Here is a 16,627-nt window from a genome sequence, read left to right as displayed (position 1 = left end):
GGTCGCGCGGACCTGATGAATTGCGAGAGGTGAACTAGCTCGAATGGATACTGTCCGCCGTTCCGCACGTGGTAGCCGTCGCCGCCGGTCGGGCAGCCCGCTGTTCGCCCAACTGCTGACGGCTGCGGTCGAGTCCGCCGCCGACGCGGTGGCCATCCGGTTCAATCCGACCGGAGCTCCGGCCGACACCCGTGAACTCACCTACCGTGAGCTGGACGAAGCCTCCTCCAAGCTGGCCCGCGAACTCATCGCGCGCGGTGTCGGGCCCGGCGACGTGGTGGCCATCGGCATCGCCCGGTCCATCGAGTCGGTGCTGTCGGTGTGGGCGGTCGCCAAGACCGGCGCGGCGTACGTGCCCGTCGATCCGAGCTACCCGCCCGAACGCATCGAATACCTGCTGACCGATTCCGGCGCGGTGCTGGGTTTGACCACCTCCGCGCATCGCGCGGCCCTGGGCACCACCGTGTACTGGGTGGAGCTGGACGATCCGGTGCGTGCGGAGCGCATCGACGCCCATCCGGCGCACCCCATCTCCTACGCCGACCGGGTGCGCCCGCTCACCGAGCAGCATCCGGCCTACGTCATCTACACCTCGGGTTCCACCGGCCGCCCCAAGGGCGTGGTGGTCACCCACACCGGTCTCGCGGGCCTGGTGGCCGCCGAGCGCGAACACTATGCGGTGACCGGGGATTCGCGCGTGCTGCACGTGTGCTCCCCGAACTTCGACGTGTCGGTGCTGGAGCTGCTGCTCACCTTCTCCTCCGGCGCGACGCTGGTGGTGTCCCCGCCCCGCGTCTTCGGCGGTGACGATCTCGCCGAACTGCTGCGCCGCGAACGTGTTTCGCACATGCTCATCACCCCGGCCGCGCTGGAGTCGGTCGACCCGACCGGACTCGACGAGTTGCGGGTCGTGGTGGTGGCCGGTGACAAGTTCGGTCCCGAGCTGGTCGCGCGCTGGGCGGTCGAGGGCCGCTCCTTCTACAACGGCTACGGCCCCACCGAGGCCACCATCCTGGCCACCAGCACCGCGGCCATGGTGCCCGGCGAGCCCATCACCATCGGCCCGGCCATCGCCGGGGTGGGCGCGTTCGTGCTGGACACTCGGCTGCGGCCGGTGCCCGCGGGCGTGACCGGCGAGCTGTACCTGTCGGGTCCGGCACTGGCGCAGGGCTATCTGGCCCGGCCGGGCCTGACCGCGGAACGCTTCGTGGCCAGTCCGTTCGGCGCGGACACCGGGAATCCGGGAGCGCGGTTGTACCGCACCGGCGATCTGGTGCGCCGCCGCGAGGACGGCGTCATCGAATACCTGGGCCGCTCCGACTTCCAGGTCAAGATCCGCGGTCTGCGTATCGAACTCGGCGAGATCGACAATGCGTTGACCACGCATCCCGACATCGACTTCGCGGTCACCATGGGCAAGACGCTGCCCTCGGGCGCGACCGCGCTGGTCGCCTACGTGCTGGCCAAGCCGGGCCGGGCCGCCGATCCGGCCGCGCTGAGTGAGCACGTCGGACGCGGCCTGCCCGCGCACATGGTGCCCTCGGCCATCGTGGTGCTCGACCACCTCCCGCTCACCCCGAACGGCAAGCTGGACCGGGACGCCTTGCCGGAGCCGGTATTCGAGACCACCACCACCCGTGCCCCGTCCGGCCCGGTGGAGGAGAAGATCGCGGAGCTGTTCGCGGAACTGCTGCGCGTGCACGAGATCGGCGCGGACGATTCGTTCTTCGCCATCGGCGGCGATTCCATCCTGTCCATCCAGCTGGTGTCGCGGGCCCGCGCGGCGGGCATCGTGTTCACCCCGCAGGATGTCTTCGAACAGCGCACCGTGGCCGCGCTGGCCAAGGTCGCCGTTGTCGGCGACGGCGGTGCGCCGGTCACCCTGGAGGAGTTGCCCGGCGGCGGCGTGGGCACCATCGCGTTGACCCCGGTGCTGGCCGACTACCTCGAAGACGGTGTGTACAACCGTTTCTCGCAGAGCATGGTGCTGTCGCTGCCGGAGGGCATCGACCGCGCGTCCCTGACCGAAACCCTCGACGACGTCCTGGCCCACCACGACATCCTGCGGGCGCGACTCGTCCAGGGAGACGGGCGATTCCAGCTCGAGGTGCCCGAAGCCGGTGCCGTATCGGCCGATTCGCTGCTCGCCGAGGGTGACGTCCCGGCCGGAGCCACCGGCGAGGAGCTGGCCCGGATCGGCAGTGCCGCCATGGACGCCACCCTGGACGCGCTGGACCCGGCGGCCGGTCGCATGCTGGCCTGCACCTGGCTGCACCGCCCGGACGCCGCGGACGTGCTGCTGATCGCCGCGCACCACTTCGTCATCGACGGCGTCTCGTGGCGCATCCTCATCTCCGATCTGGTCGCGGCCTGGATGCAGCGCGCCGCCGGGCAGCGGCCGACGCTCCCCGCCGTGGGCACCTCCTTCCGGCGCTGGGCGCACGGGCTGCGGGAGGTGGCCGGCTCGGAGGCACGCCGGGCCGAGCTGCCGTACTGGCGGCAGGTGCTCGCCACCCCGGACCCGCTGCTGGGCACGCGCGAACTCGATTCCGCCGTGGACACTTTCGCCACCGTGCGGCGGTTCTCCGTGCAGGTGCCCGTCGATATCACCGAAGCCCTGCTCACCGAGGTGCCGGCGCTGTACCGCGGCGGCGTGAACGACGGCCTGCTGGCCGCGCTCGCACTGGCCGTGCGCGGCTGGCGCGCCCGCCGCGGCATCGAATCCCCGGTCACCCGGGTGCGCCTGGAGGGCCACGGCCGCGAGGAGAGCGTGCTGCCGGGTGCGGACATCACGCGCACCGTCGGCTGGTTCACCACCGTCTACCCGGTCGCGCTCGACCTGTCGGGTATCGACACCGCCGCCGCGCTCGAGGGCGGCTCGGTCACCGCCGCCGCGCTGCGGGCGGTGAAGGAACAGCTGATCGCCGTGCCCGACAAGGGCATCGGCTTCGGCCTGCTGCGTTACCTCGACCCCGAATCCGCCGCGGAGCTGGACGGGCGGCTGGCGCAGATCGGCTTCAACTACCTGGGCCGCGTCTCCGCCAGCGAGGCGCCCGAGGGCATGGCCGACGCCGCGTGGCTGCCCACCGACGCGCTGGGCGAGCTGAGCGTCGACCAGGATCCGACCATGCCCGCGGGCATGGTGGTGGACCTCAACGCCATCGTCACCGATGGCGAGGACGGCCCGCGCATGTCGGTGTCGGTGCAGTACGCCGCCGAGATTCTGGACGAGGCGGCCGTGCGGGAACTGGCCGAGGACTGGGTGCGCGCGCTCACCGCCGTCGCCCGCCACGTACAGGACCCCGCCGCCGGTGGTCTGACGCCCTCGGATGTGCCGCTGGTGCGGGTCTCCCAGGTCGAACTCGACGGCTGGCGCTCGGCGTATCCGGGGCTCTCGGATGTGCTGCCGCTGTCGCCGCTGGGCGCGGGCCTGCTCTTCCACACCCAGCTCACCCAGGGCGCGGCCGACGACTACGTCACCCAGTTCGCCCTGGAACTGGCCGGTCAGGTCGATCTCGAACGGCTGCACCGGGCGTCGCAGGCCATCCTGGACCGCCACGCCGGACTGCGCGCGGCCTTCGTGACCGCCGCCGACGGCACCCCGGTGCAGGTCGTGGTGGACTCCCTCGAGGTGCCGTGGCGGTTGCTGGACGTAGCCGACGAGGACATTCCGGCGCTGCTCGAGGACGACCAGCGCACCCGTTTCGATCCGGCCGTCGCGCCGCTCATGCGCTTCACGGTGTACCGCACCGGCACCGGCCGCATCCACTTCGTGCTGACCACGCACCATCTGCTCTTCGACGGCTGGTCGCTGCCGCTGCTCATGAAGGATCTGCTGGTCCTCTATGCGACGCACGGCGATTCGTCGCCGCTGCCGCCGGTGCGGCCCTACCGCGACTACCTGGCGTGGCTGGCGAAGCAGGATCGCGCGGCGACCCTGGACAAGTGGCGCGACACCCTGGCCGGTGCGCAGCCCACCACCGTCTCCGCCGTGCTGGAACGCCCGGAACAGGCGGAGATCGGTTACGGCGAAATCGAATTCGAATTCACCGAGGCCGAGACCCAGGCCGTGACCGCCTTCGCCGCCGATGCCGAGGTGACCGTCAATACGGTCGTGCAGGCCGCCTGGGCGCTGCTGCTGGCCACGCTCACCGATCGCGAGGACGTCGTTTTCGGCGCGGTCGTCTCCGGCCGTCCGCCGCAGCTGGACGGCGTGGACGACATGATCGGCCTGTTCGTCAACACCATTCCGGTGCGGGTGCGCTTCGACGCCGAGCAGTCCGTGCGCGACCTGCTGACCGCGGTGCAGGCCGAGCAGGCGGGCCTGCTCGAACACCACTACCTGGGGCTGGCCGAGATCCAGAGCGCGGCCGGTACCGGTGCGGCGTTCGATTCGCTGGTGGCCTACGAGTCCTATCCCGTGGACGCCGAGGGCCTGCAGGCCGCCGGTGGCTCCATCGACGGCCTCGAGGTCGCGGGCGTGAAGTCGGTGACCTTCACCCACTACCCGGTGACCGTGGTGGTGGAATCCGGTGCGTGCCTGCGCTTCAAGATCTGGCACCGCCGCGACACCGTCGGCGATCCGGCGGCCCGGGCGCTGGCCGACCTGCTGCGCGTGCTCATCGGCCGCTTCGTCGGCGCACCGCAGGACGCGCTCGCGGCGCGGGCGGACTGGTGGCGCGCGGGCGCGGTGCCCGGCCAGCTGGAACTGCCCGCCGACCGGCCGCGTCCGGCGACGCCCACGCGCCGCGGCGGGGAGCTGCGCTTCGACATCTCGGCCGACGTCGCCGCCGCATTGGCGGAGCTGGCGCGGCAGACGGATTCGACCCTGTTCACGGTCGTGCACGCCGCCTTCGCGGTGCTGCTGGCGCGGCTGTCCGGCGGCACCCGGGAGATCGCGGTCGGCGCGGTGTCCCCGGAACTCGGTGCGGTGCACCCGGGTTCGGCCGCGGTCGTGCTGCGTACCGAGATCGACCCGGGCATCGCCTTCGCCGACCTGCTCGAGGCGGTGACCCGCGCCGACGCCGAGGTGTTCGGCCGTGCGGGCGGCGGCTCCGAGCGGCTGGCCGATGTGCTCGACGTGATCCGTTCCGCCGCCGGGCATCCGCCGTTCCAGGTGCTGCTCACCGCCGGGCAGACCGGGCGCGGCGAGCGCACCGCACTGGTCGACCTCCAGTTGGATGTCACCGAGCGGACCGACACCCAGGGCATGGCGCTGACCTACACCTATGCCGTCGATCTGTTCGACCCGGCGACCGTACTGGACTTCGCCGACCGGCTCGGCCGCATTCTCGCGGCCGTGGCCGCCGACGCCCGCGCCGTGGTCGGTGATATCGCCGTCTACGCGCCGGGGGAGCGCGAACTCGTCCTGCACGAATGGAATACGCCCGGCGTGCCGGTGCCGGACGTGACCCTGGTGGACCTCATCACCGCGCAGGCCGCCGGTCGCCCCGACGCCCCGGCCGTCCGCTCCGGCGACACCACGTTGACCTTCGACGAGCTGTTGCGCCGCGCCAATGTGGTGGCGCGGGCCCTCATCGCCTACGGTGCCGGGCCGGAAACGCTGGTGGCGGTCGCCGTTCCGCGCACCGAGGAGCTGCCCGTCGCGCTGCTGGCGGTGCTCATCTCCGGTGCGGGCTACCTGCCCGTCGACACCGCCTACCCGGCGCAGCGGCTGGAATTCATGCTGGCCGATTCCCAGCCCGCCTGTGTGCTGACCACGACCGGTGAGCGGGAGTCGGTGCCCGCCGGGGACTTCCCGGTGGTGCTGCTCGACGAGGTGGCGAGCTTCTCCGACGCGCCCGTCAGCGACGCCGAACGGCGCGCCCCGCTGCGCGCCGATCACCTGGCGTACGTGATCTACACCTCCGGATCCACCGGCGTGCCCAAGGGGGTGGGCGTGGCGCACCGCAATGTGGTGGAGCTGTTCGCGAACACCCAGGCGCACTTCGAATTCGACGAGAACGACGTGTGGACGCTGTTCCACTCCTTCGCCTTCGACTTCTCGGTGTGGGAGCTGTGGTGCGCGCTGGCCAACGGCGGCGCGGTGGTGGTGGTCGATCACCTGACCTCGCGATCGCCGGAACAGTTCCGCGAGTTGCTGATTCGTGAGCGGGTGACGGTGCTGAACCAGACGCCGTCGGCGTTCTACCAGCTGGCCGAGGCCGACCGCGCCGCCGCGGCGCAGACCGGCGACTACGCGCTGCGCTATGTCGTATTCGGCGGCGAGGCACTGGATCTGCGGCAGCTGCGGCGCTGGTACGACCGGCACGCGCCGGACGCGCCGACGCTGGTGAACATGTACGGCATCACCGAGACCACGGTGCACGTGTCGTTCCTGGCCCTGGACGAGGAATTGGCGCAGCAGCCGAGCAGCATCATCGGCCGGGCGCTGCCCGGCCTGGGCGCGCGCGTGCTCGACCAGCGCCTGCACCCGGCTCCGGTCGGCGTCGCGGGCGAGATCTACGTGGACGGCGCGCAGCTCTCCCGCGGCTACCTGGGGCGTCCGGGCCTGACCGCGGCACGGTTCGTGGCCAACCCCTACGGCCCGCCCGGCTCGCGCATGTACCGCGCCGGTGACGTCGGCCGCTGGGCCGGATTCGGCGGCGAGGCCAACCTCGAGTACGCGGGCCGCAGCGACCAGCAGGTGCAGCTGCGCGGTTTCCGCATCGAACTCGGTGAGATCGAATCGGCGCTGCTGCGGGTTCCGGGCATCAGCCAGACCGTGGTGCTGGTGCGCGACGACAACGGCGTCGACCAACTCGTCGGCTATGTGGTGCCCGAAGGCGATACCTCGCTCGACCCGGCCGAGATCAAGGCCGCGCTGGGCGAATTCCTCACCGCCTACATGGTTCCCGACGCCATCGTGGCCCTGGACGTACTGCCGCTCACCCCGAACGGCAAGCTGGACCGCAAGGCGCTGCCCGCACCGGAATTCGGCGGCTCCGTCGAGTACCGGGCCCCGCGCACCGAGGTGGAACGCGTGGTGGCGGCCGAGTTCGCCGCCCTGCTGGGCGCTACCGAGGTCGGCGTGGACGACGACTTCTTCGCCCTCGGCGGCAATTCGCTGCTCGCCACCCGCGCGGTGGCGCGCATCAACGAGGCGTTGGGCGCGAATCTCGCCGTGCGGGAGCTGTTCGAGGCGTCCAGCGTCGCCGCGCTGGCAGCCCGGGTGGTGACCGGCACCGCCGAGAACCGCCCGCCGCTGGTGCGCGCCGAGCGTCCCGCGCGGGTGCCGCTGTCGCTGGCGCAGCAGCGCATGTGGGTGATCAACCAGCTCGATCCGGACTCGCCCGCCTACAACATCCCACTGGCGCTGCGGCTTTCGGGCACGCTCGACATCGAGGCACTGCGCCTGGCGGTGCTGGACGTGCTGGAGCGGCACGAATCGCTGCGCACCCGCTATCCCGTGGACGCCGACGGCATCGCCTACCAGGACATCGTGTCCGTCGCGGAGGCGCTGCCGGGCGGACTGGCCGTGGAGCCGCTGGGCAATGCGCTGCACCGCATGACCGAGGTGCTGTCCGCCGGATTCGACGTCACCGCACAGGTTCCCATCCGGGCGCTGCTGTGCACCGACGGCGACACCGGAACCGAGCACTACTTCGTGGTCGTGGTGCACCACATCACCGCGGACGGCGCGTCGCTGCCGCCGTTGGCCCGCGATCTCGTGACCGCGTATGTGTCGCGCTGCCAGGGCAATCCGCCCGCCTGGTCGCCACTTCCGGTGCAGTACGCGGACTTCGCGCTCTGGCAGCACCAGGTCATCGGCACCGACGACGACGAGAACTCGGTCGCCGCAGGGCAGTTGGCCTTCTGGCGGGATCGGCTCGACGGCGCGGTCGGCACCCTCGACCTGCCGCTGGACCGGCCGCGACCCGCGGTGCGCACCCTGCAGGGCGGGGCCACCACCTTCACGGTGCCCGCCGAGGTGCACGAGGGGTTGGCGCGGATCGCCCGCGAGCACAACGCCTCGCTGTTCATGGTGGTGCACGCCGCACTGGCGGTGCTGCTGTCGCGGCTGTCCGGCAGCGGCGACGTCACCATCGGCACGCCCATCGCGGGTCGCGGTGAGCGGGTGCTCGATGATGTGGTCGGCATGTTCGTCAACACCCTGGCGCTGCGCACCCCTGTGGACTCGGCGGCCAGCTTCGACGATCTGGTCGACAAGGCGCGGGAGACCGACCTCGCCGCCTATGGCAATGCCGACATCCCCTTCGAGCGCGTGGTCGAGGTGGTCGCGCCCGACCGGGCCAATGCCCAGGACCCGCTGTTCCAGGTGGTGCTGTCGTTCCAGAACACCGACCGCCCCGACCTCGAACTGCCGGGCCTGTCCATCAGCGCCCTCGACACCGGCGCGGTGTCGGCCAAGTTCGATCTCCAGGTCACCATCGACCCACGCCAGTGGGAGGACGGCGCGGTCGGCGAACTCGCCGGCGCGCTCACCTACGCCTCGGACATCTTCGACGAGTCCACCATCCACACCTTCGGTGAGCGCCTGCAGCGCGTGCTGGCGGCCGTGGCCGCCGACCCGCGCCAACGCGTGGGAGCCATCGAATTCGGTGGCGTACAGCAGCGTTCGCACAGCGCGGCTGCCGGGCTCTCCGACGCCGCGCCCGCGGTCACCCGCGGCACCCAGCTGCCGTTGCTGCTGACCGCCGCCGTGGAGGACGACCCGGACGGTCCGGCCCTGGTCTGGGGCGAGGACGCCCTGTCCTACGCCGAACTCGACGCCCGCTCCTCGCGGCTGGCGCGGGTGCTCATCGGCCGCGGCTGCGGTCCGGGCACCGGTGTCGCGCTGCGCCTGGACCGCGGTGTCGACGCCGTGGTCGCCACCTGGGCGGTCCTCAAGTCCGGTGCGGCCGTGGTCCCGGTCGCCGCCGCCGATGCCGAGCTGCCCACCGACCTGGTGGTCAAGGTCGGCCTCACCGCGAGCGCCGAGAACTCCGGCAACGGCGTGGATTGGCTGCTCCTGGTCGACCCCACCCTGGTCGCGGAGATCGCGGCGGCCTCACCCCGCCCGGTCACCTACGCCAACCGCACCCGCGCCCTGCAGGGCGGCGATCTCGCCTTCGTGCACGCCGACCGGGGACTGAGCTACGACGAGCTCGCGGAACTGGTGAACCGGGTCAGCGGCCGCACCGAGCTGACCTTCGAGTCGCGAACCTTCCGGTTCGGTCGCCCCGATGCGCTGGCCGCGGTGGTCGAGGTGCTCGCCGCCGGCGCCAGCGGCGCGTCCGTGGTCGTCACCGCGGTGCCGCCGCACGGCGCGCTGGCCGAGGTGCTGGCCGACGAATGGGTATCGCATCTGTTCACCGATGGCGCGGGGCTCGCCGAACTCGGTGGTGAACCGCTGGAGGACCTGGGCGCCGTCGTCGTCGACGACGGGGCGGACCTGGACGCGGCGCGGCGCATTCCCTGGCTGCCCGCGGTCGTGCCGCTGGACTGAGTGCATTCCGTCCGTCATTCCGGCATGCTGTGGAGCCGGAATCCCCATACTCCGGCGGCCGTCCACCGCCGGGGTAACGGTCGATGCGCAGAGATTCGATGAAGCAGGATGTGCGCCCGCGCGGCGCGCAGACGTAGACGGCAAGAATGAGGCGGAGTTGATGGGTCGGGAAGACGGAAAGCAGCGCACGCTGACGGGGGAAGGGCCGCGGGCATGACCCGGCCGGTTCGTCAGCGGCCCACCCGCACCCGTCGACCCCGGGTCACCACGCTGCCGCAGCTCATGGCGTCGGCGGTGGAGGCCAATCCGAGCGGGGAGGCCATCGTCTACGCCGATGCCGCGGCCACGCTGGGGACGCTCCGCTACGCCGAGCTGGACGCGCGCTCCACCCGGCTGGCGCGGCTGCTGATCGAGCGGGGGATCGGACCCGAGGATCTGGTGGCGGTCGGGATTCCGCGGTCGCTGGACTCCGTCGTCGCGGTGTGGGCGGTCGCCAAGACCGGCGCCGGATACGTTCCGGTCGATCCCAACTATCCGGCCGACCGGGTGACCCACATGGTCACCGACTCGCGGGCGGTGCTGGGACTGACCGTCGCCGCGGTGCGCGACGATCTGGCCGACGACGTCGAATGGCTGACCATCGACAGCGCCGAATTCGAGCGGCAGGTGGCGTCGTATTCGGAGGAGGCCATCACCTCGGCGGACCGGGTGCGGCAGCTGCGCGCCGAACATCCGGCCTACGTCATCTACACCTCCGGTTCCACCGGCAAGCCCAAGGGCGTGGTGGTCACGCAGGCCGGTCTGTCCGGCTTCTGCGATGAGCAGCGTGAGCGCTACCGCACCGGAACCGAATCGCGCGCACTGCATTTCGCCTCCCCGTCCTTCGACGCCTCGGTGCTGGAGCTGCTGCTCGCCCTCGGCGGGGCGGGGACGCTGGTGGTCGCCTCGCCCGAGGTGCTCGGTGGTGACGAACTGGCCGCGCTGCTGCGGCGCGAACGGGTGACGCACGCGTTCATCACCCCGGCCGCGCTGGCATCGGTGGATCCGACCGGGCTCGACGATCTGCGCGTGGTGGTCGCCGGTGGCGAAGCCTGCCCGCCGGATCTGGTGCGGCGCTGGGTACTTCCCATCGCCGGCGGCGGCACCCGGGAGTTCTACAACGGGTACGGGCCCACCGAGACCACCATCATGACCAATATCAGCGCGCCGCTGGTGCCGGGGGAACTGGTCACCATCGGCGGTCCGGTGCGCGGCATCACCGAATACGTGCTCGACGAGCGGCTGGTGCCGGTGGTCGACGGCGTGGTGGGGGAGCTGTACATCACCGGTGCGCAGGTGGCGCGCGGCTACCACGAGCGGCCGAGCCTGACGGCGGCACGTTTCGTGGCCAATCCGCTCGATCCGGGCGGATCCCGCCTCTACCGTACCGGCGACCTGGTGCGGCGCACTCCCTCCGGCGATGTGGAGTACCTGGGGCGCAACGACTTCCAGGTGAAGGTGCGCGGCTTCCGCATCGAACTGGGCGAGATCGACGCGGTGCTGGGCTCGCACGACAGCGTGGACTTCGCCGTCACCGTCGGTCACCAGCTCGATTCCGGGGCGACCATTCTCGCCGCCTACGTCCACGCCGCCCCGGGCGCGTCGGTGGATGTGGACGAGCTGACCGCCTACGCCGAGCAGAGCCTGCCCGCGCATATGGTGCCCACCACCATCATGGTGCTGGATACGATTCCACTGACCCCGGTCGGCAAGCTGGACCGCCGCGCCCTGCCCGCACCGCAGTTGCGCACCAAGGAATTCCGCGCCCCGGCCGGTCGCCTGGAGGAACTGGTCGCGGGCGTCTTCGCCGACCTGCTCGACCCGGGCGATCCCATCGGCGCGGACGACGACTTCTTCGAACTCGGCGGCAATTCGCTCATCGCCACCCGGGTCGCCGCCCGGCTGGGCGCGGAGATCTCCGCGCGCGTCCCGGCCCGCATGATCTTCACCGCGTCGACGGTCGCCGGACTGGCCGCCCAGTTGGAACCGCTCGTCGGCGCGGGCGGACGACCCGCGCTCACGCCGCAGCCGCGCCCCGACCGCATTCCGCTGTCGCTGGCCCAGCAGCGCATGTGGTTCCTCAACCAGTTCGACACCGCCTCGGCGGCCAACAACATCCCGTTCGCCATCCGGCTCACCGGTGCGCTCGATATCGCGGCGCTGCGCGCGGCCATCGGTGACCTGGTGCGGCGGCACGAGACGCTGCGGACGGTGTACCCGGCCGTGGACGGCACCGGCTATCAGGTGGTGCTGCCCGCTGAGCAGGCGATTCCGGAGCTGGAGCCGCAGGTGGTGGAGCCGGAGCGAGTCGCGGACTGGCTCACCGGGCTGGCGCTGCGCGGCTTCGACGTGGCCGCCGAGGTGCCGCTGCGCATCGAACTCGCCGAAATCGGGCGCGACGATTATGTGATCGCGGTGGTGGTGCACCACATCGCCGCCGACGGCGCGTCGGTGGGCCCGTTCATGCGAGATCTGCTGGCGGCCTTCTTCGCTCGTCGCGGTGGCGAGGCTCCCGCCTGGGAGCCGCTGGCGGTGCAGTATGCCGACTACACCCTGTGGCAGCGGGCGCTGCTGGGCGACGAACACGAGCCCGGCTCGCTGGCCGCCAACCAGATCGCCTACTGGCGCGAGACCCTGGCGGGCATCCCGGACCGTCTCGACCTGCCGGCCGACCGGCCGCGGCCGTCCATCGCGTCCGGGCGGGGCGCGGTGTACACCTTCGAGATCGACGCCGCGCTGCACGCACGTCTCACCGAACTCGCCCACGACAGCGGCGCATCGCCGTTCATGGTCGTGCACGGCGCGCTCGCGGCGCTGCTGGCGCGGCTCTCGGGCACCGACGACATCGTGATCGGCACGCCGGTCGCGGGCCGCGGCGAGCGTGAACTCGACGATCTCATCGGTATGTTCGTCAATACGCTGGTGCTGCGCACCCGCGTGGACGCTGGCGTGTCGTTCGCGGACCTGCTGGAGAACGCGAAAGAAACGGATCTGGCGGCGTTCTCGCATGCCGAGTTGCCGTTCGAGCGGCTGGTGGAGATCCTGGACCCGGTGCGGTCGCAGGCACACCACCCGCTGTTCCAGGTGGCGCTGTTCTTCCACAATATCGAGACCCCGCGCATGGAGTTGCCCGGCCTCACCGCCGAGGCCGTCGAATTCGACGGTGCGGTAGCGAAATTCGACCTCCAGCTGTCGGTGATCCCGCGCGAGCGCGACGGTGCGGCCGACGGTATGACCGCCGTGTTCACCTACGCCACCGACCTGTTCGACGAGGTCACGGTGGCGGAGTTCGCGCAACGGCTGGTGCGCGTGCTCACCGCCGTCACCGACGATCCGAGCACCGCCCTCGGTGAGATCGACCTGCTCGACGCCGCCGAGCGGGAACGAATCCTGCACCACTGGAACGACACCGCGCATCCCATCGCCCCCGAACTGCTGCTGGACGAGTATCGCCGCGCGGTGCGGCGGCATCCGGACGCCGTCGCGGTGGTGTACGAGGGCGCGGAACTCACCTACCGCGAATTCGACGAGCGGGTCAATCGGCTCGCCCGGCTGCTCATCGCCGAGGGCGTGGGGGCGGAATCGCTGGTGGGCCTTGCCATTCGGCGGTCGCTGGATCTCGTGGTGGGCATGTACGCCATCATCACCGCCGGTGGCGCGTACGTGCCGCTGGATCCGGACCATCCGGCCGAGCGCATCGCCCACATTCTCGACACCGCGCAGCCGGTGGCGGTGCTGACGACCAGCGCCGATGAGGTGCCGGTGCCCGAGGGCACGCCGGTCATCCGGCTCGACACCGCGCCGCTGGACGAATTCGCCGCCGCGCCCGTGACTTCGGGTGAGCTGCTGCGGCCGGTGCGGCCCGAGCATCCGGCGTACGTCATCTTCACCTCCGGCTCGACCGGTCGGCCCAAGGGCGTCGCGGTCTCGCATGCCGCCATCCACAACCAGACCACCTGGATGCTGGCCGCCTACCCGCTGACGCCGGACGACGTCTACTTCCAGAAGACCGCCACCACCTTCGACGTGTCGCTGTGGGGCTACTTCATGCCGCTGCGCACCGGGTCGAAGTTGGTGGTCGGCACCCACGACGGCCACCGGGATCCGCTGTACGTGGCGGAAACCATTGCCCGCGAGGGCGTCACGATCACCGACTTCGTGCCGTCCATGCTCACCGTCTTCGCCGCGCACACCGCGCCCGGCAGTATTCCGAGCCTGCAGGACGTCTTCGTCATCGGTGAGGCGCTGCCGCCGGAGACGGTCGCGGCCTTCGCGGCCGTCTCCGGGGCCCGGGTGCACAACCTGTACGGCCCCACCGAGGCCGCGGTCTCCATCACCTACTGGCAGGCGCGCGGGGACGAGCGGTCCTCGGTGCCGATCGGTCTGCCGCAGTGGAACAGTCGGGTGTACGTGCTCGATTCGCGGTTGCGGCCGGTTCCGGCCGGTGTCGCCGGTGAGCTGTATCTGGCCGGTGATCAGCTGGCGCGCGGTTATGTGCGGCGACCGGACCTGACGTCGGATCGGTTCGTGGCCAACCCGTTCGGTCGTGGTGAGCGCATGTACCGCACCGGTGACCTGGTGGTGTGGCGCGAATCCGACGGGGTGCGGCCGGAGCGCCTGGATTACATCGGGCGCACCGATTTCCAGGTGAAGTTCCGTGGTCAGCGGATCGAGCTCGGCGAGATCGAGACGGCACTGCTGGCCCAGCCCGCGGTGAGCGCGGCGGTGGCGCTGGTGGTGCCGTCCGAGCTGGGCGACCAATTGGTGGCCTATGCCGTGCCCACACCCGGCCACACCATCGAGCAGACCGAACTGCTGGCGGCGCTGGCGGATTCGCTACCGCAGTACATGATTCCGGCGACCGTCGTGACGCTGGCGGAATTCCCGCTGAACGCGAGCGGCAAGCTGGACCGCAAGGCGCTGCCCGAACCGACCTTCGCCGGACGGGAGTTCCGTGCTCCCGCGACGCCGGTGGAGGAGATCGTCGCCGGCGTGTTCGCCGAGGTGCTCGGGATCGAGCGGGTCGGCGCGGACGACGACTTCTTCGCCCTGGGCGGCAATTCGCTGGTCGCCACCCAGGTGGTGGCGCGGCTGGGAGCCGCCATCGGTGCACGCGTGCCGGTGCGCACCCTGTTCGAGACGCCGACGGTGACCGCGCTGGCGGCGGCGGTGGAATCGCAGACCCGCCAGGGCCGCACCCACGAGTTGGGCGGTATCGAGCGTCCGGAGCGCTTGCCGCTGTCGCTGGCGCAGCAGCGCATGTGGTTCCTCAACCGGTTCGAGGATCTGGGCGACGGCACCGTGTCGGCGGGTTCGGCTGCCTACAACCTGCCGTTCGCACTGCGACTGTCGGGCAGTCTCGATACCGAGGCGCTGGCGTACGCGCTCGACGACGTGGTGACCCGGCACGAGGTGCTGCGCACGGTCTATCCCGAAACCGCCGACGGCCCGGTGCAATTGGTGCTGCCCGCCGGATCGCCGGAGGCGGCCGTGCGGCTCGCGCCGGTGCGCGTCACCTCGGAGGAAGCCTTCGCGGCGGTCGCCGAACTCGCCGCCACCCCCTTCGACGTCACCCGCGAGGTGCCGATCCGGGTGCGGCTGTTGGAGATCAGCGATCTCGCACCCGGCTCGCGGCGCGAATACGTGCTGGCCGTGGTCGCCCACCACATCGCCGCCGACGCCTCCTCCATGGGGCCGCTGGTGCGCGACATCATGACCGCCTACGCCGCCCGCACCGGCGGCTACGAACCCGGCTGGCAGCCGCTGGCCGTGCAGTACGCCGACTACGCGCTGTGGCAGCGTGCCGTACTGGGCGACGAACACGACCCGGAATCCATTGCCGCCCAGCAGATCGACTACTGGCGCACGGCGCTGGCCGATCTGCCCGACCTGCTGGAGCTGCCCACCGACCGGCCGCGGCCCGCGGTGGCGTCGCTGGCGGGTGCGCGCGTCGACGTCACCATCGACGCCGACACCCACGCCGGGCTGGTGCGGCTGGCCCGCGAGCACAACGCCACCATGTTCATGGTGGTGCACACCGCGTTCGCGGTGCTGCTGGCCCGGCTGTCCGGCTCCGGCGACATCGCCATCGGCACCCCGGTCGCCGGACGCGGCGAACGCGAACTCGACGACCTCATCGGCATGTTCGTGAACACGGTCGTCTTCCGCACCCGCCTGGACGGCGGCGACACCTTCGCCGAGGTGCTGGCCCGGCAGCGCGATATCGACCTGCAGGCGTTCTCGCACGCCGATATCCCGTTCGAGCGCCTGGTGGAGGTACTCAGCCCGCCGCGCACCACCGCGCACCATCCACTGTTCCAGGTCGGCCTGTCCTTCCAGAACATGGCCCGCGCCGCGCTCGAACTGCCCGGCCTCACCATCGCCGGGGTGGACGCCGACCTCGACGTCTCCCAGTTCGACCTGCACCTCATCGTCTCCGACGGCTACGACGAACACGGCGCACCCGCGGGTATCGGTGGCTTCATCACCTACGCCACCGACCTGTTCGACGAACGCACCGTGGTCGGCTTCGTGGAGCGACTGAACCGCCTGCTCGCGGCCGTGGTCGCCGACAGCGCCGCTCGGGTCGGCGATATCGACCTGCTCGCCCCCACCGAACGCACCGAACTGCTCCAGGCCCGCAACGACACGGCGCACCGCGTCGAGGCCACCACCCTGGCCGCGCTGCTCGACCGCAGCATCAACACCGTGCCCGGAGCCATCGCGCTCATCGGCCCCGACGGCGACACGGTGAGCTACGCCGAGCTGAGCAAACGCGTGAATAGCCTGGCGCGGCACCTGATCTCGCTGGGTGTCGGCCCGGAGGCGCGGGTGGCGCTGGCGCTGCGGCGTTCGGTGGATCTGGTGGTGGCCATGTACGCGGTCTCGGTCGCGGGCGGCGCGTATGTGCCGGTCGACCCCGACCAGGCCGCCGACCGTACCAACTACATCCTCGACACCGCGGCCCCCGTCTGCGTCCTGACCAACGCCGCCGCCGACTTCCACATCGACCGCGCCCCCCTGGTGCGGATGGACGAACTCGACCTCGGCACAGTCGATTTCATGGCGCTCACCGACGCCGACCGCATCGCCCCCCTACGCCCCGAACACACCGCCTACGTCATCTTCACCTCCGGCTCC

General features: G+C 71.2%; 2 protein-coding genes. Both read left to right on the top strand.

The window, feature by feature from the left end; translation table 11 throughout:
* Positions 1-43 precede the first annotated feature (43 nt).
* Positions 44-9,448, top strand: coding sequence for a non-ribosomal peptide synthetase (locus ON31_RS34895; protein ID WP_051037749.1), 9,405 nt, complete (start codon positions 44-46; stop codon positions 9,446-9,448).
* A 294-nt stretch (positions 9,449-9,742) separates the two neighbouring features.
* On the top strand, positions 9,743-16,627 hold a 6,885-nt coding region (locus tag ON31_RS25695; RefSeq protein ID WP_444543637.1), incomplete at its 3' end, for a non-ribosomal peptide synthetase.

The sequence above is a fragment of the Nocardia otitidiscaviarum NBRC 14405 genome (assembly GCF_000308635.1).
GTDB lineage: Bacteria > Actinomycetota > Actinomycetes > Mycobacteriales > Mycobacteriaceae > Nocardia > Nocardia otitidiscaviarum.
Note: the sequence above shows the minus strand (reverse complement) of the source record. Positions and strands in the feature narration are given on the sequence as shown.